Source organism: Bacillus sp. SIMBA_008 (assembly GCF_046535495.1).
GTDB classification, from domain to species: domain Bacteria; phylum Bacillota; class Bacilli; order Bacillales; family Bacillaceae; genus Bacillus; species Bacillus subtilis.
Genome location: NZ_JAWRWL010000004.1, coordinates 399383 through 422026, shown reverse-complemented (window position 1 = coordinate 422026; position 22644 = coordinate 399383). Strand labels below are relative to the sequence as shown.

Genomic DNA, 22644 nt, shown 5'->3' with positions numbered 1-22644 from the left:
CATCTGTCCGCTCGACTTGCATGTATTAGGCACGCCGCCAGCGTTCGTCCTGAGCCAGGATCAAACTCTCCGATAAATGGATCACAGGTTAAGTTCACCGCATCCCGCGGTGACACCTGTGTGACCTGCGTCGTGCAGGTCCTAGTTTGACTGACTACGCACATCGCTGTGCGATTTTTAAAAATGAATTAACAGGTACGTTTTGTCTTGTTTAGTTTTCAAAGATCATTCAATAATGGAGCGGGTGATGAGAATCGAACTCACGACATCAGCTTGGAAGGCTGAGGTTTTACCACTAAACTACACCCGCGTATTATCTTATATTGGCGCGCCCGAGAGGAGTCGAACCCCTAACCTTTTGATCCGTAGTCAAACGCTCTATCCAATTGAGCTACGGGCGCTTATCAAGCGACTTAACTATCATACTATCATTTGATGGTGAAGTCAAGAAGTTTTTTTAAAATGTTTTTTCGAATCTTTTTCAATTCGACTTTTCTTATTATACACATTTTTAAAATCTTGTAAACACCTTAGAAAAACTTTTTTTGTTTTTCGTTTTGTTTCACGCTGTTCATCAGCGACGTTTAATAATATACCATGCCTGTTTTATTTGGTCAATACTTTTTCTGTATTTTTTTATTCTCTTCTTTCACCCCTTCTCATGTATATATTTTATCTCATCTTACAAATAATATAAGAAAATCTCTTAAGAAGAAATGAGGCGTGTTATGTATTACTACAAAGAGGAACTGATTAATATCATTAAACCGGACAAACCAGACCCGGCAGCTGCTAAGGTCCTGCAGGAGATATTAGGCGGTCATTACGGAGAAATGCGTACAATGATGCAGTTTTTTTTCCAAAGCTCTAATTTCAGAGGAAAGCAGAAACAGTACCGCGATCTGCTTCGCGGCATTTTTTTAGAGGAGATTGCCCACGTTGAACTGGTTCAAAACACAATCAATGCTTTATTAGATGAATCAGGCGGTGAAGGTGTCGGCAGTCAAGGTGCAGATCAAGCACCACTTAATGAAGCCGTTAAACATGCTAATCCTCATCATTATATTATTGGTGCGCAAAGTTCCCTTCCCGTTGATGCAGGGGGCAATCCGTGGAACGGGTCGTGGGTGTATAACCACGGAAACTTAATTACTGACCTGCTGGATAACCTGCTTCTTGAGTCGACAGGTGTGCTGCAAAAAACAAGAATTTATGAAATGAGCTCTAATCAGACGTTCCGCGAAACACTTGCTTTTCTGATTGTACGCGACAATGCTCACCAGAATGCATTCGCGAAAGCGCTCGAGACATTGGGCGTTGAGTGGGCGAAGCTCCTCCCTGTACCGAATTATGACATTAATAAATATCCTGAGTGCAGAAAGTATGTCGAATTAGGCTACCATAATGCACAGTTTAACTTTAGGTTGGATGAAACGAGAATCGGTGAAATCTATCAAGGGAAATCTCCAAGCCGAAATGGCGGAGAGTTACAAGTAATAGATCCTCCGGCAGGGTTTCCCGTACCAGTGCTTCCTGAAATACCGAATGAACACAGTCCTGGGTTAGGCGATATGAATGCTTAATCCAGTGGGAAGGTGCTCAAGAAACTTCTTGAGCACCTTCTTATTGTACATTACTGATTCATTCAACGATTGGCGTTAAAGAATCGCCGTTCCACATTTCTCCCTTGTTGAGTGTCCAGCTGTCATGATATAAAGCCGAAGCACCCTTGTTTACAGCTGGGCTCCATTCATCATTCCATGCCAGAAAGTAAATGGTTTTAGGATATTTTTGTTTTATAGCATTGATAAATAGGCTGTAATCAAAGCTGCCGTTTGCTGGTTGCGGGCCGACTTCTGTAAAAGCAAATGGTTTATTAAGCGCTGTTAGCTGATCGTATCCATTGATCGAGTAGGCATCTTGAAAATACGCATCTAATCCGACAATATCCACGTAAGACGCTCCCGGGTAAAAATCAGTTTTAAAATCTCGGTTGGCGTCGGGTGAGTAAACCCAAATCAAATGATCAAGTCCTCTTGTGTCGGTCATATAATGATAGATTTTCTTGTAGAGCTGTTTATATAGAGAGATTCTTTCATTATCCTTTTGGTTATATGATGTAAGTCCCCACCAAAACCATTCGCCGTTCATTTCATGCAGTGGCCTGAACAGAACAGGCACACCTTGGTTCTCCAGCTCTTGAAGTCCGTCAGCAATTTTGCTGAGCATGGCATTTAGCCGCTTTCCTTCTGCTGTTGAAGAATCTAGTATTTTTTTATACTGATCGTTTGTAATCGGTGTTTTAAAATGCCCTGACTGAAAAGCAGGGTTCGCCAGGTGCAAACTGATTTGCGGAATTCCGCCATTTTTCCAATACGAAATTAAATCACCGTTGCAGCTTACATCTATTGAATCTTCAATTTTAGCTGTTTCAAGCCACCCTCTGGCATAATCGCAGCCGTAAATAGCAGGCGATTGCCCGGTGGCGCTTCGGATTCTATCAGCCTCAGCCATAGAAAATGTGTCATGACTGTAACCTCCGAACGCTCCGGAAAGGACTCTGTTTTCCGTTCGGTTCGGCAGGTGTGCAAGCCAGTTCATCACTGCTTTTGTTGTCTGCTGGGCATTAGGATTCACAGGCGACACAGTATGCGCTTCAATTGGTTTTGCTAAAACAGCAGACGCAAGTAAAAATATAATGAGCAAAGAGATCGTATGTTTCTTAAACAAATGCAACTCCCCCATTCATTAAGGATGAGATATCATGAATTCACATGTTCCTTCTATTGAAAACTCGCCAAAATGCGCAGGCAAGACAAAGTGTGAGCCTGCATTGCATTCATACTGAATACCATTATTTATGATTCGTCCTGATCCGCTCAGAACACTCCCCAGCAAATAGGTTTGATGTGAAGGAAAAGCAGCTCGGCCGCTAATCTTCCATTTGTACACTGAGAAATAATCTGATTGCACATAAACAATGATCTCAGCGTTACCAACTTCTTTTACTTCCGGTGTATGCACTTTATCGATATGCGGTATCGTTATGACTTCCATGGCTTTTTCTATATGAAGAGTTCTTTTTTGGCCCTGGTCATTACAGCGGTCATAATCGTATACGCGATACGTTGTATCAGAATTTTGCTGGATTTCAAGGACAAGGGTTCCCTCACATAAAGCATGGAGTGTACCGCTTGGCACATAAAAGAAATCTCCGGGCTTGATTTTGATTCGCCTCAGCAGCCCGTTCCAATCACCGCTTTCTATTCGTTGTTTGAACTCTTCCTTTGTGCTTGCATGATGTCCCAAAATTAGTTCGGCGTCATCTTTGCAATCAATGATATACCAGCACTCCGTTTTACCAAGGTCGCCATTTTCGTGCAGTTTTGCATAATCATCATCAGGATGGACTTGCACGGAGAGATCCATATTGGCGTCCAGCAATTTTACCAGCAGCGGAAACACCTTCCTATCTGGAAAACCGAAAATCTCCGGATGATCTTGCCATACTTGATCTAGTGTCTTTCCTGCCAGCGGGCCATTTTTTACAGACGACGAGCCATGGGCATGTGCAGAAACGGCCCAGCACTCACCTGTTTTTTGTGAGGGTATTGCGTAGCCAAAAGCGTCACGAAGCTTCGTCCCTCCCCATAGTCTTTCTTTAAAGACAGGCTCTAAAAATAAAGGATGCGTCATGATCGCACCTCCCCGGATGCTGCCTCTGCTTGTAAGGCCTGGTGCGCCAAAACTAGCGTGCCGATGATTCCGGCGTTAGAGCCTAAAAGTGGAGGTACAATATAATCACTTATATCATCTGACAATTCAGAAAAATCTAAGTAGTTGTTCATGATTTTCGGTACATATTGATAGATATAAGAAAACACTTGTTTCTGTTGCATGACGCCGCCGCCAAGAATGATTTTTTTAGGTGCAAGGATCAAAATATACTGAGCCAGTGCTTGGGCAATATAGTACCCTTCCAGTTCCCAGACTTGTGCTATATCTGATAAATCCGCGGCTTTTTTTCCCCAGCGCGCTTCAATGGCGGGACCGGAAGCCAAGCCTTCAAAGCAATCTCCATGATAAGGACACTTCCCTTGGTATGCGTCATCCGGGTGCCTCCGGATATAAATATGGCCCATCTCTGGGTGCGACAGCCCCTGAAGGAGCCTGCCCCCTACAATTGCGCCCGCACCGATGCCAGTACCAATCGTTATATACAGGCAGCTGTCGAGACCCTTCGCTTCACCGAAAAGGAATTCACCCAGCGCCGCAGCGTTGACATCTGTACTAAATCCGACTGGGATTTTCATTTCGTTCTTAACAGTTTGCAAAAAGGGGTAGTGTCTCCAGCCCGCTTTCGGCGTGGCCATAATGGTACCGTATGTTTGACTCGTTTTATCGTTATCAACAGGACCAAAGGAGCCGATGCCGATTGCCTGTAATGAAAATTGGCGAAAATATTGAATCACTTTCTCTATCGTTTCATCCGGCATCTTTGTGGGGAATTCTATCCTGTCAATGATCGTTCCATCTTCTCTACCGACAGCACAAACAAACTTTGTGCCGCCTGCTTCAATACCGCCAAGCATGCAGATGGCCTCCTTGTTGTCTCCGCAATCAGCGCCGTATGTTTACAGAAGTCACAACAAACTTGTCATGCCGATGACGTGAAAAGGAATATTCAAATGGAATCCCGGTATCTAAGAAGCCCACATGTTCCACTTCCAGAATTGGATCATCCTGTTTGCAGCCCAGATGCTGCTGGTCAATATGATCAGATTTGCATGCTCTGATTTTCCGATGCGTTCCGGCGATTTTGAGCTGCAGCACATTTGTAATATGATTGTAGATCGAATCATGAAGGACATCGTCATTAATGCCCGGTATTAAATGAGTCGGCATATATGTTTTTTCCAATACATAGGGTTCACCTTCTACAATTCGCAGCCGAACGACATAATAAACCGGTGTTTTTTGATCAATAGACAAATGGGCGGCCACTTCCTCAGTGGGAAATTGCACTTCAAACTGAATGACCTTGCTTTGGATTTTTTTATCTTTCAGCAAGTTGGTCAATCCGAGAATCTCATTGCTGACTACATGGACATGGTCATCCTGTATTGCAGATTGAATAATAAACGTGCCATGGCCTCGTTTTCTAAACAGCAGACCCTCGGCAACTAAATTATCCAAGGCTCTCTTCATCGTCATGCGGCTTGAGTTAAATTCTTTTGCAAGAGATACTTCATCAGGAATGGGCTGATCGATCGGATATACGTTATTTTTAATTCTATTTCTCATTTCATTTGCAATGATTTCGTATTTATTCATTGGTATCCTCCGGCAGCTGTTAGAGTCTGATATCACATAAGCTTTTACGGATATCATAAGTTCTTTTCCCTATTTCATCAATGTTGCGGATTTTCGTCATCTCTATTCGTTATGATGATTGCCGGAAGATCTTGACCTTTAGGAAAATCTAGAAACCGCTTTGCTCAGCAACCTTTTTGAACCAATTTCCGCTCTTTTTGACGGTTCTTTCTCCGTCTTTCTCAAGATTGACTGATACAAATCCGTATCGGTTTTTATAGGCATTTGTCCAAGACCAGTTGTCCATGAACGTCCATAAGTGATAGCCTTTTACGTTCGAGCCTTCCTGTATGGCGCGGTGAATCCATTTGAGGTGCTCTTTTATAAATTCAATCCGGTAATCATCTTGAATGATGCCTTGTTCATCTCTGAAGCGCTCTTCACCTTCAACCCCCATGCCGTTTTCAGAGATAAAACACTCGATGTTTCCGTAGTTTTCTTTTAAATTGATCAAAATATCATAAACGCCTTTTTCATAGATCTCCCAGCCGCGATGCGGATTCATTTTGCGGCCCGGCATGACGTAGGGATCAAAATACCTGTCAGGCAAAAAAGGAGCGTCGGGATTCGGAAGATGTTCTTTCGCTTTCACACGTCTCGGCTGGTAATAATTCACTCCCAACAGGTCAACCGTGTTCTTTTTGATGATGTCAAGATCTTCAGCGTTGTAATCAGGCATAAAGCCTTCATGCTTCAAAATGTCAACCAGCTCTTTTGGAAATTCGCCTTTGACAGATGGGTCTAAAAAGGATCTGTTAAAAAACGCGTCTGCGATTTCCCCGGCTTTTACATCCGCCGGATGGCTGCTTCTCGGGTATGATGGGGTCAAATTTAAAATGATTCCGATTTTTCCGTCCTGCTCCATCTCCCTGTAAGCCTGAATGGCGCGGGCACTTGACAGCATCGTATGAAATCCAACCTGGACGGCCTCTTTAAAGTCTACCTTGTTTGGATAATGAAAATCATATAGGTATCCGCCTTCTACGGGAACGATTGGTTCATTATGCGTGAACCATTTTTTCACCCGGCCGCCAAACAAACGGAAGCAAGTTCTTGCATAGTTTTCATACGCGTCAACCGTCTCTCTGTTGACCCAGCCGCCGATTTTTTGAAGCGCCATCGGCATATCGAAATGAAACAAATTGACAAAAGGTTCAATTCCGTTAGCGATTAACTCATCAATGACATTGTTATAGAAATTTGCGGCTTTATCGTTGATCTCGCCCGTTCCGTTTGGTATTAAACGTGACCAGGAAATCGACATCCGGAACGAGTTGTGGCCAAGCTCCTTCATCAGCCTGATATCTTCTTTATAGTTGTCGTAAAATTGGGATGTGTCTGCGGGGCCGACATGATCAAAAAAACGATGCGGTTCTTTTTCAAACCAATAATCCCATATATTCTGGCCTTTTCCGTCTCTGTCGGCGGCACCCTCCGTTTGTGTTGCTGAAGCCGATGATCCCCACCAAAAATCCTTTGGAAAACGATATTGTTCTGTTTGTGCCAAGTCTCTCTCCCCTTATGTCACATTTTTATGCTGTTATCATTTTGCTGAGCAGCTGTCTCCTGCACAGCCTGTTCTTTTTCTTTTCCCAGATTTAATTTATCCATTGCTTTTAGGAACGGAAACCAGATCACGAAGACAATCAGCAGATTGATAAGCTGCATCACGCCCCCCATGATTGAGTTCGTCGCCATGATACCATTAATGAATAATGGAACCGTCCACGGCACTGTCACACCAGTCGGAGGCGGAACGAGCCCTGCTGACATAGCCAGATAGGTGACGAGCGTAACAACCATCGGTGCCAGCACCCAAGGCACAATAATGATCGGATTCATGACAATCGGAAGCCCGAAGATAATCGGTTCGTTGACGTTAAAAATACCGGGAGCGAGGCCAAGTTTTGATACTTGCTTCATCTGCCTGCTTTTCATGAATATGAGAATGGTAAACACAATCGCAAGCGTCATCCCGGTTCCGCCCATCCCTACTGTATAAATCTCCATAAACGGTTTTGAAATAATATGAGGGATTTCTTTTCCCGCCGTGTAAGCAGAAAGGTTTTCTACCTGCAGTGTATTCCAAATCGGGTCCATCACGGAGTTGATAATGATCTGTCCATGCAGTCCGAAAAACCAAAGAATTTGAATGAAAAACACGGCAATAAGCGTTGGAATGATACCGCTTCCAAGTCCGACAAGCGGAGCCTGAATTGCGTGATAAATGACGTCGTGCATATTTGTTTTAAAAAACAGAGTCACCATTACGTTAATCAGCAAAAATACGGTCAATGTGATAAAAGCCGGAATAAGTGCGGCGAATGATTTTGCTACAGCAGGCGGAACGCCGGCTGGCATTTTGATTGTCAGGTTTTTTTGAACGATTCTTCTGTAAATTTCGCCAGAAAGAAATGCCGTAATCATCCCAAGAAACATCCCTTTTGCACCGAGACGATCGACCGGGATAACCCCTGTAATGGCATCTCCTGTTTCTGGCTGAATGATAAATGGCGTTAAGAGCAAAAAGGAAACCAAAGCGATCGCTCCGCCAAATACAGCTTCGACCTGATAGCTTTTTGACAGGTAATAGCCTATCCCGAACACAACAAAGACAGACATAATGCCCATTGTCGCCGTGGAGGCAATGCCGAAATGAGACTGAAACGATGTAAGCATTGAGGCGTTCATGATTTTGTTTAGAAACGGCAAATTCGTTAACACGACAAAAATGGACCCGAATATCGTCAGCGGGAAAGCCAGCATAAATGCATCACGCAGCACTTGCAAATAACGGTTATTGTTTAACCTCCCTGCAATTGGAACAAGGAATTGGCTGATTTTCTCGAACACCCTATCCACCCCGATTATTTATAGATTCTTGGTTTTAAAGAGATCAAGCATCTCTTTCACTAATTCTTTCATGGATAATGTTGACATCAGATGATCCTCTGCATGCATAAGCAGCAATGAGAAAGCTTGTGCTTCTCCGCCGGATTCCTTCTGTATCATTTGAAAGTGAATGTCATGGGCCGCGGATAAATCCTGCTCAGCCTTGGCAATGAGGGCATCCGCCTCATCCTTGTTCCCTTCTTTGTAGGCGCGCAGTGATTGTATGATGCAGCTGCGGGCATTGCCGCTGTGCAGGATAAGCTGAAAACTGATTTGTTCGTCTGTTAAGTTCGTGATTTTCACCTGTTCCATTATTGATTCTCCATTAAGGACAATGCCTGCTCATACGCTTTTTTCCCATCTGCCATTCCGTAGGCCATCATGTCAATGACTTCAACCCGAATGTTGTATTGATCCGCTTCTTTTTGGAGTTCGCTTTTCAGAAAGCTCATTTGCGGACCGATCAAAACGGCATCCGCTTTTCTCATGTCTTCTTTTGCTTTATCCTGGCCAACAGCCCAAATCTCTGCTTCCTCACCGATAGACTGTGCGTATTCCTTCATTTTTGTCACCAATAAACTGGTAGACATTCCTGAGCTGCACGCGAGTAATATTTTTTTCAACTGCTATCCCCCCTTGTGATTAAAACGCTTACATGGATTATTATAGTCATTTATTTTTAAATGTCTATACTTTTATAAAATAAATATAATCATACACTTGTCCGGTTCATCACTTTGTAAATTTTTCTATGGAAGATTCATTCATAATGTGGTACACTCATCAACGGAAACGAATCAATTAAATAGCTATTATCACTTGTATAACCTCAATAATATGGTTTGAGGGTGTCTACCAGGAACCGTAAAATCCTGATTACAAAATTTGTTTATGACATTTTTTGTAATCAGGATTTTTTTTATTTATCAAAACATTTAAGTAAAGGAGTTTGTTATGAATTTCAAAGTTTTCCTGCTTGCAGCTTCTACGATTGCAGTCGGATTGGTTGAGTTAATTGTGGGGGGAATTCTTCCTCAGATCGCAAATGATTTAGACATTTCCATTGTTTCAGCCGGACAGCTGATCAGTGTGTTTGCGCTGGGATATGCAGTATCTGGGCCGCTGCTTTTGGCATTGACTGCGAAGATTGAGCGGAAGCGCTTATATCTAATTGCTTTATTTGTTTTCTTCCTTAGCAATCTTGTCGCCTATTTCAGCCCTAATTTCGCCACATTGATGATATCTAGGGTATTGGCAGCAATGAGTACAGGGCTGATTGTTGTACTTTCTTTAACGATTGCCCCGAAAATTGTAGCGCCTGAATACAGAGCCCGCGCAATCGGAATTATTTTTATGGGTTTCAGCTCTGCTATCGCATTAGGCGTGCCGCTCGGAATCTTAATCAGCGATTCCTTCGGGTGGCGGATTTTGTTCCTTGGCATCGGCCTGTTGGCGCTGATCTCCATGCTGATTATTTCAATTTTCTTTGAAAGAATACCGGCGGAGAAAATGATTCCTTTCCGGGAACAGCTCAAGACGATCGGTAATCTGAAAATCGCGAGTTCACACCTCGTCACGATGTTTACATTAGCTGGCCACTACACGCTTTACGCTTACTTTGCACCGTTTTTAGAAGAGACTCTTCACCTGAGCTCTTTCTGGGTCAGCATTTGTTATTTCCTTTTCGGGATATCTGCTGTATGCGGAGGCCCTTTCGGAGGAGCGCTATCTGACCGGCTTGGTTCCTTTAAGAGCATTTTGCTGGTGACCGGTTCCTTTGCCATCATTATGTTCTTACTGCCGCTGTCTACATCGTCTATGATTTTCTTTTTGCCTGTCATGGTGATTTGGGGTCTTCTGAGCTGGAGCCTCGCCCCGGCTCAGCAAAGCTATTTAATTGAAATTGCACCTGATTCGTCTGACATTCAGCAAAGCTTTAACACATCGGCCCTCCAAGTCGGAATTGCCCTTGGCTCAGCCATTGGCGGTGTTGTTTTGGATCAGACGGGTACTGTAGTGTCAACAGCATGGTGCGGCGGGTCAATTGTGATCATCGCTGTCCTGTTTGCTTTCATTTCTTTAACAAGACCTGTTCAGACAGCAAAAAAATCCTCCTTGTAAAAGGAGGATTTTTTATTATTTAGCTGAAAGCTCATCTTCTGTGACCCATTTGTGGTTTTTCACTTTTTCGCCGCTCGTTGTCGATGTATAGTCAACCATGTATACAGTTGTTTTTTCCGCGGAGTCGATCTCGGCTGTTGCTCCTTTCATGCCTTTCATATGAGAAGCCTCTAAAATCACCTGATCTCCGGGTTGTAACGTTTTATCTCCAGCACCTTTGATTTCTTCTTGGATCACCCATTTGTGATGATCCACACGCTGTCCCCCATTAGTCGGAGTATAAGAAACAACATACGCCGTTGTATCATAGGCGCCTGTTACCGTAGCTTCGGCACCTTTCATGCCTTTCATATGGGAAGTATTGATGGTTACCTGGCTGCCTACTTTGTATTTCGGATTTTTAAATTCCTGTAATCCCTCTGGAACGTCAGCTGATCCAGAATGGTCCATCTCTTCATGTGTTGAGGAGTCTGAATGATTGTCATGTGTGCTTTGTTTCGTACTGTTGTTATTGCCGCATGCTGATAAAACTAAAACAAGAGATAACATCAGAATTCCCAGTGCATTTTTAGAGATTTTCATGTTCATTCTCCTTTGCTTCATTTTTTTCCTGTAACTTTTGCCCGCAGATAATGAAAACATGCCCTCTCGATAATACTATACCCCCGAATGGTATGTAAATACGCTGATATTCTCATAAAGCGTTCCCGCAGTTTGTCCTATTCCCCTTTGTTTGCAAAGCCAAACATAAAAAAAAGCCGCTGTCAGGCGACATTTATTGATTTAAGACTTTTATATACACACCTTTTTTTGCTTTTTGATAAGCGGCCTCACCCATTTTCCTCACCTTTTCAGAAGCATCTGAGGATTTGATCCATTCGCCATCAAGAAAAATGGACGGATCGATTAGGCGCATTTTCTTCTTTTGATGGAAATCGTACTGGATGTCATCCTCTATTACTTGTATGCCGGGATGAATAGCTGTAAGCAAGCTCAGAACTTCTTCATTTTTTGATTCACGCATGATGTTCAGTACCTCTTGGTCCGTTTTCAGGAGATCCTCTGCGGATATGACATCATGCCGCAGCGCTGCCTTCAATGCTCGCGCTAAGTATTCATATCCATATACATTCACGGGATTCAAAAAGAAATCAATCACTTCCTTGTAGTACACACTGACAAACCATTCGGCAGCTTCAATACTATCAGGAAACATCCTTCCGTTTCTCACAATAAGATGATCCAAAAAGGTTTGCGCTTCGTGCAGGCTAATGTGTCCATATCGGTACATATCACGCAGCGTATAGTCTGTCCGATCAGCACACAGCTCCGGTGCGGGCTGTTCGAGCAATGTCCACCTTGAATCGTCAGATAAAAGTTCTTCAGTATGATAGCCGTGTTTTTGTAAAATGTCCGGGATTTCAGAGTGAACAATGACTTGTTGAAAGATGTTTTCATGATAGTCTTCTGCTTGATTTTCAAAGACAACGTCGACCACATGAGAAAAAGCTGTGTGTGATACGTCGTGGAGCAGACCTGCAATCTGTTCTTCTATCGTTCCTCCGAGCTTTTTGATGAGGAGCATTACGCCGATGGAGTGCTCATACCTGGTCACATTCCACCTTCGATTGACTAAAAAGCTTGCTCCGCCTTGATAGATCCCTTTTAATCTTTGCACAGGAGCGCTTTTGATAAGCTCTTCCAGCACTCCGTCTATATGGTGGTGCCCGTAAATGACATCGCTGATTTCCATGCTGTCACCTCAACATCTATTTTTTTGTTATATATTGTTTATATGCAATCTTTCAATAGAGGAGTGTTACGATGATCATCATCCCAAACAATGAGATAGCGAAACATATGTTGACCGATTTTTTTGCCAAGCATTGGGGTACACCCGAGATGGCGATTTCCAGTGGCATTTTTCGGTGTGATGAATTAGATGGATTTGCCGCAGTAAATGAAAGCGGCGAAATCATTGGCTGTATTACATACACAATAGATGGGAAAGATTGTGAAATTATTTCATTAGATAGTATGATTGAAAATAAAGGAATCGGCACAGCTTTACTTCAGCAGGTTGAAGAGACGGCTAAATATGCACATTGTCAACGAATAAAGCTTATCACAACGAATGATAATGTACATGCGATGGCGTTTTATCAAAAGAGAGGCTATCAATTCGCCGCAGTGTTTCCGAACGCAGTTGAAAAAGCGCGCCGACTCAAGCCGGAGATTCCCGAGGTGGCTGAAAACGGCATTTTGATTCGGGATGAAATTCTATTTTCGAAGGTAATTGATTAAACGAATAGGAGTCTTTTATGTCCAGTCATTATAAATACCCTCTCATTTTCACGGCATTCCTATTAATCGCTTTCTGCTTGATCTTTTTTTCCTATCACCTGATTCATCATGTTCGTTTGGAGTATCCGAATTGGCAGGGAGAAAGCAAAGACCAGAATTGGGAAGCTGTTTTCAAAAAAAATGAAGATGCACCGAATGAATACAGCGGCGAACTTTATTGGATCGGTGATACAATTGAAATAGACAACACTTATTTGGAATCACTGATTGTAAAAAAGGATGATGAAGTTCTGCTGAGTTCTGACACGGAAATCCCGATGCATGATTATGCTGGAGCCACTTTTTCTGATGGAAGCGCAAAGGAAAAGTCCGTTTCTTTTTTAGAGCGGTTAGATGAACATGAGCTTGAAGGCCATGATATAACCATTGAAGTGAAATGGAAACAAGGTGATCATTATTCTGCGAGTCAGCTTACGCTCAATGAAAAGACCTTGTTTGATGAAAAGCAGCAATAGATGATCAAAACGAAAAATAGACAAATGAAAAGGCATAACATATTTTATACAGCTCATATGTTATGCCTTTTTCTTCATTTCCGCCAAAAAGTGGAGCAGTTCGCCTTGTCCCGAATATTAAACTCAATCATTTTCTCAAGTAGCGTGTAATCAACTGGACCGTTCCAAGGGATACGTATTAGCTGCTCGGTGTAATCATATCCGGCCTTCACAATATCATCCTCTACGTGCGCTATCGTTACTTTTTCAGGAGCGACAGCTAAATGCTTTTTAGAAACACTAAAGCCAATAATAAATGTACCGTGATCCGTAAACATCGGTTGGTTCCATTTTATTTCTGTATGTAAATTTGGATATTTATTTTTTATCCAAGTTAACACCTCTTCCGTTCTTTCTCGGTGGAACGGGTCATCAATCCCCGCTAAATACTCAGAAAAAACGTCCATGTTGTTCCCTCCTAAAATAAAATGATGCCACTCCATATGAACTGCTCAGACATGTGCTTACACAATACCTCTTTCCAACATAATACTTAAAATTGTTCAAGATGTAAGCGGGTTGTTTGTATGCGACTATAGCAGATTTCAGTCCGCCTATCCACGGCCAGTATCTATTCCTCCAATTTATTTCTATAGTACTATCACTCTTTCCTTTCTCTTGATAGCAGTTCATTATTCTTGTAAATCCAATCTTTAAAATCCATTAATACTAGCTTAACAGTTTAAAAATATAATTGGGTTGTCATTGAGATTCATCTATATTTAGGAGGTTATCCAGTTGAAAAAATTCCCGAAGAAATTACTGCCTATCGCGGTTTTATCATCAATTGCGTTCAGCAGCTTAGCCAGCGGCAGTGTGCCTGAAGCCAGCGCCCAGGAAAAGAAAAAGGGGAACCACGACGAAATTAAGAATGTTATTGTTCTGATTGGTGATGGTATGGGTGTGTCTTATACATCCGCTTATCGGTACTTAAAGGATAATAAAAAGACAAAAGTTGTGGAGCCTACAGCTTTTGATCAGTACCTTGTCGGCCAGCAAACAACTTACCCCGATGATCCTGAACAAAATGTAACGGATTCTGCAGCGGCGGCAACAGCTATGTCTGCGGGAATTAAAACATACAATAATGCCATAGCCGTTGATAACGACGGATCAGAAGCCAAAACGGTACTTGAAGCTGCGAAAGAAAAAGGAAAAGCAACAGGACTTGTGGCCACTTCAGAAATTACACACGCCACTCCGGCCTCTTTCGGTTCACACGACCACAGCCGAAAAAATATGAACTCAATTGCGGATGATTATTTTGATGAGATGGTCAACGGCAAGCACAAAATTGATGTCCTTTTAGGCGGGGGAAAGAGCAATTTTGACCGTAAGGACCGTAATTTGATTAAGGAATTCAAAAAGGCGGGGTACAGCTATGTGGATAATCGCAAGGACATGCTGAAAAACAAAGACAGCCAAGTTCTCGGCCTATTCGCTGACGGCGGCCTTCCTAAAAAGATTGACCGTACGAAGGATATTCCATCACTTAAAGATATGACAAACACAGCCATTAAAAAATTAAACAAGGATAAAGACGGATTCTTCCTCATGGTGGAAGGCAGCCAAATTGACTGGGCGGGCCATGACAATGATATCGTCGGCGCCATGAGCGAGATGGAAGACTTCGAACAAGCTTATAAGGCGGCTATTGATTTCGCCAAAAAAGACAAGCACACATTGGTTGTGGCAACGGCTGACCACTCAACCGGCGGATATTCCATCGGTGCGGACGGCATCTACAATTGGTTCAGTGAACCCATTAAAGCCGCAAAACGCACACCAGACTTTATGGCAGAAAAGATCGCTGACGGCGCGGATGTTGAAAAAACGTTGAAAACATATATCGATCAAAAGAAATTGGCTTTAACAAAAGCCGAAATTCAATCTGTTGAAGAAGCGGCAAAATCGAAGGAAGTACTGGATATCGATAACGCAATCGAGAACATCTTTAATAAACGCTCTCACACTGGATGGACAACAGGCGGACATACCGGTGAAGATGTTCCCGTCTATGCATACGGTCCGTCTAGTGAGACATTTGCCGGCCAAATCGACAATACAGAAATCGCCAAAAATGTTTTCAAGGCTTTACAATACAACATTAAGATTAACGATAAGTAAAAGAATACAAGGTGTCCCGTTGCTTGTATGAAGTAACGGGATCTCTTTTTAATGGAGGAATCATCATGAGAAGAGTTCTTTCAATTTTCGTTTTTGCTATCATGCTTGCGGGCTGCTCATCAAACGCCAGTACTGAAAAACAGCATGCAGGCGGGGAGAAAACAGTAAAAGCTGAGCCGCAAAGCACTTCATCCCAGAAGGACAGCACAGATAATTATCAACCTAATTCCCAGGTAACTGATGACCGATCATTGCTTAAGGTCGGCCAAACGTTTTCAGATGATAAAGGAAAAGCTGTCTTAAAAGATATCAAACAAGTGAACAAAACCTATAAGATTGGCGACGTGGAGTTAACAGTAAAAGAAATGAAGCTGATCCACTTGCGCCCGGACTACAGCATGATTGATTACTTTCATGAGTTAACACACGATGAAGAGTTTGATTTCGTTAAGGTTTTCGTTGATATCAAGAACACCTCTTCAAAAAAAGTAAATGTTGCGCCGATTGCATTGATGAAAACAAATACGGGCGAAACCTTTGATTGGAACAAAGATATTTATCTTGAAGAGTTAAACGGCGAATTGGAAGGCGGCGCCGAAAAGTCCGGAAATCTCGGCTTTATTGTGAACGCATCAAGCCGCCATGCTCATGATAAGGCCGCGGATGCTGAGAAGAAAACAAAAGAGATCAAGTGGATCGAAATCACGACAAGTGACGTCTTTGACCATAACCATAAGAAAATCAGTGATGCTCAAAAAATCAAAATCAAGTTTTAAATCAAGAACTCCCGTACAAGGTACGGGAGTTCTTTTTCTTATTTGTTTTTTTGGCGAATCAACTCATCAATCCGCTCCATCACTTCTTCCATGTCCATACATTCTTTGAAGCTTTGATTGATTTTTTTAATGCCTGCCGTATACTGATCGTTGCGCAAAACCTCATCTACGGCCTGTTTTAATATTTGGGCATTGACTTCATCTTTAGAGATGACATAGCCTGCATGGAGTTCAGAGAGACGCTGCGCCACCATCGGCTGATCCTTGTCATGAGGCATGACAACCAGTGGCACGCTGAAATGAATGCCTTCGTTTACGCTGTTCATTCCGCCGTGTGTAATGAAAACATCCGATTGCTCCAGCACTTCCAGCTGAGGGACATACGGAGCAATGATAAAGTTTTCCGGCGCCTGCTTTAATTTGGTCAGGTCCGCTTTTTCTCCGGCAGCGATGACGACTTTTCCGTTAAAGCCTGAAAATGCATCAATACAAAGGTTGAAGAAATCCTCTGTATGATCCAGTACAGTCCCCATTGAAATATAAATGACACTCTCATCTTTTAGCTGTTCAATCGGGAAATCCGTTTTTTCCGCTCTCTTTGGAAAGCTCGGCCCGATAAACAGACATTCATCCCCGAAACGATCACTTTCTGGCTGAAAATAACGGCTTGTATACACTACGTTCAATTCCCCTTTATTGTTCATGAATTGAACCAGGTTTTTCGGGGCAACACCGTACGTTTCTTTCATTTTTGCCAAAAGGTCTTCGCACTCTTGATCCAATTCAAGCGGCGCTCCAGACTCCGGATGCAGCGGCAGGATTTTCAGGTGCTCCTCGCCAAACAAGAAAGACGCCGATGAAGAGACTCCTGGAATATCTAAGTAATCCCTTACCAATTCCCCCGCGCCGAATTTATCATAATAAACAAAATCAAATTGAATGCTCTTAGATAAGTCTTTGACAATCTGTAAAATGTCTAATGACGTTTTGATATGGATTTTCACGAAATCAAGAATGCCATTGGGCGAACCGACATGAATAGGTGTCGTTCGCAGCAGATCCCGGTGAAGATGGACCGTTGCTCCCGCTGCTTCTAATCGTTTTTTATATTTTTCAGTGGATATATAATGGACATCATATCCCTTATCGGAAAACGCTTTTGTAATGCCTAAGGTAGGATTCACATGGCCTTCCGCAGGAAAATTCAAAATCAATACTGTCTTCATGTAGACAACTCCCTCTCAAATCGTATTCTGACTCTTTGTTTAATCAGACTACTACTAATCGTAAAATGGGAACACAACCCATGCAAGGTACAAATGAATGAACTATTCTGCTGCTCTGGACTTAATCAAAAAAAAGACACCCAAGCTCTGGTGTCTTTTTTTACACTTTTCTGATCGTGAAAAATTTCCGCAGAAGCCATGGGCCCGGTGTAAAGCCCAGCGTTAACTGCCAAGCACCAATAGCCTGCAATCTGTATTCACGGACGATCTGCATCTTCCGGCTCATGCTTCTGACATCCTCAAACCATACCTCATGCGTCCGTCCCTGCTGATCACTGTACCGGAAAAACGGTGATTGATATTCGGCTGAATATTGTATCGGGGCTTGGTACCTCATCGCTCTTTCGATTGCGTTTTGATTTGAAATCGCTGAAGCAACTGTGCCCGGCTGGTACGGTATGATCCAGTCGTAACCGTAGAGCGGGACTCCGATAATGATTTTTCTGCTCGGCACCTGCGCAATCGTAAACTCAATGGTTCTCCTTATTTCAGTAATTGGCGCTACTGGACCCGGCTCACTTCCGGCATGATGCCAATCATAAGCCATGATAAACATATAATTGACAACCGCTCCTATTCCTCCGTAATCATAGCCTCTCAGCCAGGGGATATTATCGCTTGTTTTTGCAGGAACGGCTATCGTCAGCACATACCCTCCCGCCTGAAGTCGATCTCTCAGCTGGCGTAAAAACCCAGTGAAAAGATCGCGATCCGCGGCGCTCACCTGCTCAAAATCGATTGTGACACCGCCATATCCCCTTGTGGAAACTAAGTCATAAATGTTGTTGACCAGATTGGTTCTCGCTGTCGGATTGTTTAGCACTTGGTGAACAATCTCCGTACTGAAGCCTCCTGATGTAAGGTTCGTTACTGTTGCCAGCGGCGTGACTCGTCTTTGCCAAGTTGTCTCGATAGCAGCCGCATCATTCAATTGGTTTGCAATGTCGCCGTTCGGTGCAATATGGTATTCGAAAATCGAAATCGAAGACGAGTATGGCGCATAATCATTGATTAATTCCCGATCGAGGTCAGGGTTTCGGAGCACATAAAAACTTAACGTTCCCGCAATGTAATTTGAGATCGAAGGAATCGTTATTTTTGCTCCCGCTTGTAAAGCATTTGGGCTGATGCCCGGATTGGCGGCCCGCAGTCGCTCTAATGGCACAAACGCTTTAGCTGCAATGGCGGTAAGCGTATCTCCCGGCTGGACTGTATATACATAAAGAGGGATAAGCAGAGCCTGCCCCGGCACGATATTCGTTTCATCTAAACCATTCACACCCCGTATTTGATCAACAGAAGCACCGTATCTTCTGCCTATCGAAAACAAAGAATCACCAGGCCCGACGATATGGATAAACATGTTTAACCCCCATTATTCGTTAGTCAAACCATCATAAAATCTTATTAACGGGGCCTCTTAGATATGTGGTGAATACATAAAAAAATACCAAGGGTTCTGCTCTCCCTTGGTACCGGATCATAGAAATCAATTCTCTTTACCTTCTTCAAGCACATGCTTCAAATGCTCACAGTCATGATTGAAATGAGCCAGCACATGCTGTTTGGCTGCTTCTTTGTTTTTCTTTTTCACTTCTTCAAATATCCTGCGGTGCTCACGCAGTATCGTTTCTGCACGGTGGTCGCCGGTATAATTAAGAATTCTGCAAAAATGAATCAGGTCATTTACATGCTCAAGCAAATTTTTCAAATGTCTGTTATGGCTGAAATCAACCAGCAGCTCATGAAATTTTTGGTTTAAACGAATGATTTCCGTATCTTCCGTGCCGTTGTAAATCGCTTTCTCTGTTTCTTCAAGCTGTTTTTCGAGTATGGTCAGCTCTTCTTCGTCCGCTTCGTCTATGACTAATTCGACTGCCAGCTGCTCCAGCGGAATTCTGATTTTATAAATCTCATCTACATCTTTTGCCGTTAACGACGTGATCGAAAACCCATTTCGGTCATCCGCTTTTAACAAACCATCTTTCTCAAGCAATCGCATGGCTTCCCTTATCGGAGAGCGGCTGACGCCAAAGCTTTTCGCCAGCTGTGTTTCGTTTATCCGTTCCCCAGGCTTAAAAGTCCCGTTGAAGATCATTTTTTTTAGCTGGTTATAAAATTGCAGGTAGTAGGGAGTCGGCTTATCTAATTTAAAATCGTCCATATATAATACCTCTTTTGAATATATTCAAGGGCTTTTCTTCATCAAAATCATATAACAGATGGTAATGGGAAGCAACAAACTGCCTTGTCAGATCCCAGAATTTGAGGTACGATATGTTTGCTGAACGACGGTCGACGGACTACTGACAACCGAAAAACGGCGTGTTTTTCTTCGTCAATAGGACACCATACCTCCGCCAGAATAGCGCACGATTACATTTTTACATCTTTTCAATGGAGGAAAAAATATGCTCATTATTCTTGTTATGTTTCTTCTAGGAATTATTTTAGGCTTTATTGGCGCCGGTGGAGCCGGCTTTGTCATTGCCCTTTTAACGCTTCTTTTCCATATCCCGATTCATACGGCTTTAGGCACTTCACTTGCCGGCATGGCTTTTACAAGCTTATCAGGGGCATACAGCCACTATCGCGAGGGCAACATTCAAATGAAAATCGGCTTAATAGTCGGAGGCTTTGCTGCGGTTGGCTCATTTTTCGGCGCCAAGCTGACATCTTTTATTCCGGCTGATTTGCTTCATTATTTGACGGCTGGAATGTTATTTTTATCAGCAATTCTCATTTTAATCAGATTATTTATTTTAAAAGAGAAGGCTCAAGTGAATCAAAGCACTCTTTCAACGTATACGAGAGCGGTCATCTTAGGAATTGTAGCCGGCGTTCTTTCCGGCACATTCGGCATCGGGTCGGCACCTTTTATTCAAATCGGTTTAATGATTATGCTGAATCTGTCCATTCGCCATTCTGTCGGAACGACGATGCTTGTGATCATCCCTCTGGCTGTAGGTGGAGGCATCGGGTATATCACAGAAGGTTTTGTTGATTACGTTTTGCTTGTCAAAGTTCTGGTCGGGACAATGTGCGGTGCCTATGTAGGCGCGAAATTCACCAACCTCATGCCAAAGGTGGTTTTGAAATCAGCCATCTTTTTGACTCCGGCGATTGCAGGCCTGCTGTTGTTATTCTAAATAAAACAAAAAACCTGACGTCATGTCAGGTTTTTTTTATGAATTCTGCCCTACTCGTTCTTTCGTTAATCCAAAAAACGCCAGTGAGCCGATGACAGCTGTCACAAACATGATCGCTCCCATCGGAACAGCTGTTGTCTCATTAATGCCTACAAGCGGTGACACGATTGAACCGAGGAGCAGCGGGAGCATTCCAAGCAGCGCACTTGCACTTCCGGCGCGGTGCCCCTGCTTTTCCATGGCCAGGGTAAACGTGCTGGTCAGAACCATGCCGATCGTAATCATGTAAATGAAAATGGATATGACTAATGTAGCAAGAGGACCGTGAATCATGGTCATGGTTAATAGCACAGCCGTCGCAATCACAGCCGTAATGACCGCTATACGAAGCAGGCTTTTTTCATGAATGATTCCGCCAAAGCGCCCGATGATAAAGCTGCCCGATATAATCGCCAGCCCGTTAATGCCAAAAAGAATACTAAATACCTGCGGAGACACCCCGTAGATATCCTGGTATACAAAAGGCGTACCAGACACATATGCAAAGCTTCCCCCGTGAATAAATCCGACAGTTAACGCGTACCCCATAAAGGATCGATCCTTCAGCAGGCTGCCCATCGTTTTGACGGATGTTCCGATTGAGCTTGGAATCCGTTTTTCCGGCGGAAGCGTTTCTTTTAACCTCAATGCAATCAGAAGAACTAGTAAAAATCCGATGATCATGAGGACGTGAAAAATTGTATGCCACGTTGCGAACGGCAAAAGCAAAATGGCACCGCCTGTCATAGGCGCAACCATTGGCGCCACCGCGGTAATGACCATTAACAGCGAGAAAAATTTAGAAAGCTCTCTTCCGGTAAACACATCGCGGACGATTGCGCGAGACAGCACAAGCCCTGCAGAAGCAGTGAAGCCTTGTAAAAAACGCGCAGCCACTAAAGTTGTTATATTGGGCGACAGTGCACAAAACAGAGAAGATAACGCAAATAAAAAAATACAGATTAATAGCGGTTTTCGTCTTCCCTGCGCATCGCTGACCGGCCCGACAATTAGCTGGCCGATCGTAAGCCCGACCAGACAGGCTGTTAAACTTAACTGAACAAGTGAAGCACTTGCTGATAAATCTTCCGCGATTTCAGGAAAACTTGGCAAATACATATCTATATTAAGCGGGCCCAATATAGCAAGCATGCCGAGCAGAAACGCTAGTGCCAAGCGTTCTTTTCCAGTTGGATTGTGCAGCATGTTATCAAACCTTCCCTTCAACCTAGTCCCTTATATAATGGATGTCAGCTCCAACTATGGATTGAAGCTGTGAAACATTTGTATATTGTATCATAACTTTCAGCCTGTGAAAGCCGCTTGAGCACGGGCTCGGCAAAGTGATATTCCGAACACCTATAAAGGGAATGATGCGGGGAATCATCGTGATCAGCATCATCTGAAGAAACGGCCAGCTTTTTTTGCTAAGTTCTAGCCTAGCGAATTTTATGCGCTGGGAGGTTGTTCAAAAGTGCAAATGGCTTGCAAGATGAAATCAATCGTTGTATATTAATTGACGTGTCAATCATTGATATATCAATTAATAGTTTTGACAGGAAAGAAGGGATGGGTTTTGGCGTCATTTTGTTCAGAGGAAGCCGAGATTTTATATCAGCTGCAAGGCGTGAACAAGGTGATTGGCGTGAAGTTCGAGGCATGCACGGGCATCAGCCAATCTCGTTTGGAATTGCTGACATTGCTTTATCATGCAGATGAGATCAGTCAAAGCGACCTTCAAAAGAAAGTAAATATCGATAGCGCAGCCGTTACCAGACACCTGAAACAGCTGGATGCCAAAGGCATGGTATCAAGGCGGCGCAAGCCTGAGGACAACCGCATCACCCTTGTTAGGTTAACAGACCAAGGAAGAGAGCGAATTGAGTCTTCTAAGAAGGAAAAGGAGCGTTTCATGAAGGAAATGCTCGCAAATGTAAGCGCAGAAGAACGCCGCCTGCTCATTGATGTGCTGGCGCGCATGCGAAACAATATAAATAATATCGAAGCTTAAGAGGAGTGTATC

Annotated in this window: 23 protein-coding genes, 2 tRNA genes, 1 rRNA gene and 1 riboswitch; of the genes, 8 read left to right on the top strand and 18 right to left on the bottom strand. The window is 43.2% G+C overall.

Going from position 1 to position 22644, the window contains the following annotated elements; all coding sequences use genetic code 11:
• The 3 genes from SB658_RS16275 to SB658_RS16265 form a co-directional block, all read right to left on the bottom strand.
• Positions 1-76: ribosomal RNA gene (locus tag SB658_RS16275) — 16S ribosomal RNA — on the bottom strand; the annotation flags it as partial.
• Between the two features lie 160 nt (positions 77-236).
• Positions 237-310, bottom strand: a tRNA-Gly gene (locus SB658_RS16270).
• 14 nt (positions 311-324) lie between these two features.
• A tRNA-Arg gene (locus tag SB658_RS16265) sits at positions 325-401 on the bottom strand.
• 327 nt (positions 402-728) lie between these two features.
• On the opposite strand from SB658_RS16265, the gene SB658_RS16260 reads away from it, so the two are divergent.
• Complete coding sequence (locus SB658_RS16260) at positions 729-1583, top strand: manganese catalase family protein (protein WP_021481617.1); 855 nt, start codon at positions 729-731, stop codon at positions 1581-1583.
• Between the two features lie 58 nt (positions 1584-1641).
• Here SB658_RS16260 and gmuG read toward each other — a convergent pair whose 3' ends face one another.
• The 8 genes from gmuG to SB658_RS16220 all read right to left on the bottom strand — a co-directional run bounded on the left by gmuG (position 1642) and on the right by SB658_RS16220 (position 8888).
• Positions 1642-2730 carry a mannan endo-1,4-beta-mannosidase gene (gmuG, locus tag SB658_RS16255; RefSeq protein ID WP_144500896.1) on the bottom strand — a complete coding sequence of 363 codons (1089 nt, stop codon included), beginning with the start codon at positions 2728-2730 and terminating at the stop codon, positions 1642-1644.
• An 18-nt stretch (positions 2731-2748) separates the two neighbouring features.
• Positions 2749-3696: a mannose-6-phosphate isomerase, class I gene (gene manA / locus SB658_RS16250; RefSeq protein WP_144500895.1), complete on the bottom strand. Its 948-nt coding sequence runs from the start codon at positions 3694-3696 to the stop codon at positions 2749-2751.
• Positions 3693-4592, bottom strand: a complete 900-nt coding sequence (locus tag SB658_RS16245) for an ROK family protein (RefSeq protein ID WP_029725850.1) — start codon at positions 4590-4592, stop codon at positions 3693-3695. The genes manA and SB658_RS16245 overlap by 4 nt, the downstream gene beginning before the upstream one ends.
• 28 nt (positions 4593-4620) lie before the next feature.
• On the bottom strand, positions 4621-5334 hold the full coding sequence (gene gmuR / locus SB658_RS16240; protein ID WP_015715336.1) for a transcriptional regulator GmuR: 714 nt from the start codon (positions 5332-5334) through the stop codon (positions 4621-4623).
• A gap of 148 nt (positions 5335-5482) precedes the next feature.
• Complete coding sequence (gmuD, locus tag SB658_RS16235) at positions 5483-6880, bottom strand: 6-phospho-beta-glucosidase GmuD (RefSeq protein WP_029725849.1); 1398 nt, start codon at positions 6878-6880, stop codon at positions 5483-5485.
• 17 nt (positions 6881-6897) lie between these two features.
• Positions 6898-8226, bottom strand: coding sequence for a PTS cellobiose transporter subunit IIC (gene celB, locus SB658_RS16230; RefSeq protein WP_069703800.1), 1329 nt, complete (start codon positions 8224-8226; stop codon positions 6898-6900).
• Positions 8227-8244: 18 nt separating this feature from the next.
• Positions 8245-8577: a PTS sugar transporter subunit IIA gene (locus tag SB658_RS16225; protein ID WP_021481624.1), complete on the bottom strand. Its 333-nt coding sequence runs from the start codon at positions 8575-8577 to the stop codon at positions 8245-8247.
• On the bottom strand, positions 8577-8888 hold the full coding sequence (locus tag SB658_RS16220; RefSeq protein ID WP_014112863.1) for a PTS sugar transporter subunit IIB: 312 nt from the start codon (positions 8886-8888) through the stop codon (positions 8577-8579). Before SB658_RS16220 ends, SB658_RS16225 begins: the two co-directional genes overlap by 1 nt.
• Positions 8889-9064: 176 nt before the next feature.
• A riboswitch (purine riboswitch) is annotated at positions 9065-9164 on the top strand.
• A gap of 55 nt (positions 9165-9219) precedes the next feature.
• Here SB658_RS16220 and pbuE point away from each other — a divergent pair.
• Positions 9220-10386 (top strand): purine transporter PbuE, encoded by a 1167-nt coding sequence (gene pbuE, locus SB658_RS16215; protein WP_069703799.1) that lies wholly within the window; start codon positions 9220-9222, stop codon positions 10384-10386.
• Positions 10387-10401: 15 nt separating this feature from the next.
• On the opposite strand, the gene SB658_RS16210 is transcribed toward pbuE, so the two are convergent.
• Together SB658_RS16210 and SB658_RS16205 are read right to left on the bottom strand one after the other, a co-directional pair.
• The gene (locus SB658_RS16210) at positions 10402-11028 is read right to left on the bottom strand and encodes a YdhK family protein (protein WP_144500894.1); all 627 of its coding nucleotides are present in this window, start codon (positions 11026-11028) and stop codon (positions 10402-10404) included.
• A gap of 133 nt (positions 11029-11161) precedes the next feature.
• Entirely contained in the window at positions 11162-12139 is a 978-nt protein-coding gene (locus tag SB658_RS16205) for an HD domain-containing protein (protein WP_144500893.1), read from the bottom strand.
• A 71-nt stretch (positions 12140-12210) separates the two neighbouring features.
• Between SB658_RS16205 and SB658_RS16200 the strand changes: the two genes are divergently transcribed.
• Together SB658_RS16200 and SB658_RS16195 are read left to right on the top strand one after the other, a co-directional pair.
• Complete coding sequence (locus tag SB658_RS16200; RefSeq protein ID WP_041351239.1) at positions 12211-12690, top strand: GNAT family N-acetyltransferase; 480 nt, start codon at positions 12211-12213, stop codon at positions 12688-12690.
• A 17-nt stretch (positions 12691-12707) separates the two neighbouring features.
• Positions 12708-13205, top strand: a complete 498-nt coding sequence (locus SB658_RS16195) for a YdhH/YoaO family protein (RefSeq protein WP_128992456.1) — start codon at positions 12708-12710, stop codon at positions 13203-13205.
• A gap of 74 nt (positions 13206-13279) precedes the next feature.
• Here the strand turns inward: SB658_RS16195 and fra are convergent, their stop codons facing one another.
• On the bottom strand, positions 13280-13651 hold the full coding sequence (gene fra / locus SB658_RS16190) for an iron chaperone frataxin (RefSeq protein ID WP_017695993.1): 372 nt from the start codon (positions 13649-13651) through the stop codon (positions 13280-13282).
• 331 nt (positions 13652-13982) lie between these two features.
• Between fra and SB658_RS16185 the strand changes: the two genes are divergently transcribed.
• Positions 13983-15371, top strand: coding sequence for an alkaline phosphatase family protein (locus SB658_RS16185; protein WP_015382905.1), 1389 nt, complete (start codon positions 13983-13985; stop codon positions 15369-15371).
• 65 nt (positions 15372-15436) lie between these two features.
• Positions 15437-16147 carry a DUF4352 domain-containing protein gene (locus tag SB658_RS16180; RefSeq protein ID WP_080528983.1) on the top strand — a complete coding sequence of 237 codons (711 nt, stop codon included), beginning with the start codon at positions 15437-15439 and terminating at the stop codon, positions 16145-16147.
• Positions 16148-16185: 38 nt separating this feature from the next.
• On the opposite strand, the gene SB658_RS16175 is transcribed toward SB658_RS16180, so the two are convergent.
• The 3 genes from SB658_RS16175 to SB658_RS16165 form a co-directional block, all read right to left on the bottom strand.
• Positions 16186-17373, bottom strand: coding sequence for a macrolide family glycosyltransferase (locus SB658_RS16175; RefSeq protein ID WP_015715326.1), 1188 nt, complete (start codon positions 17371-17373; stop codon positions 16186-16188).
• A gap of 160 nt (positions 17374-17533) precedes the next feature.
• Positions 17534-18796, bottom strand: coding sequence for a glycoside hydrolase family 18 protein (locus SB658_RS16170; RefSeq protein WP_069703798.1), 1263 nt, complete (start codon positions 18794-18796; stop codon positions 17534-17536).
• A gap of 126 nt (positions 18797-18922) precedes the next feature.
• Entirely contained in the window at positions 18923-19597 is a 675-nt protein-coding gene (locus SB658_RS16165) for a GntR family transcriptional regulator (RefSeq protein WP_015252700.1), read from the bottom strand.
• Positions 19598-19844: 247 nt separating this feature from the next.
• Between SB658_RS16165 and SB658_RS16160 the strand changes: the two genes are divergently transcribed.
• Positions 19845-20582, top strand: a complete 738-nt coding sequence (locus SB658_RS16160) for a sulfite exporter TauE/SafE family protein (RefSeq protein WP_015252701.1) — start codon at positions 19845-19847, stop codon at positions 20580-20582.
• A 36-nt stretch (positions 20583-20618) separates the two neighbouring features.
• Here the strand turns inward: SB658_RS16160 and SB658_RS16155 are convergent, their stop codons facing one another.
• Entirely contained in the window at positions 20619-21827 is a 1209-nt protein-coding gene (locus tag SB658_RS16155) for a Bcr/CflA family efflux MFS transporter (RefSeq protein WP_015382899.1), read from the bottom strand.
• A gap of 310 nt (positions 21828-22137) precedes the next feature.
• Between SB658_RS16155 and SB658_RS16150 the strand changes: the two genes are divergently transcribed.
• Complete coding sequence (locus SB658_RS16150; RefSeq protein WP_080477811.1) at positions 22138-22632, top strand: MarR family transcriptional regulator; 495 nt, start codon at positions 22138-22140, stop codon at positions 22630-22632.
• Positions 22633-22644 lie beyond the last annotated feature (12 nt).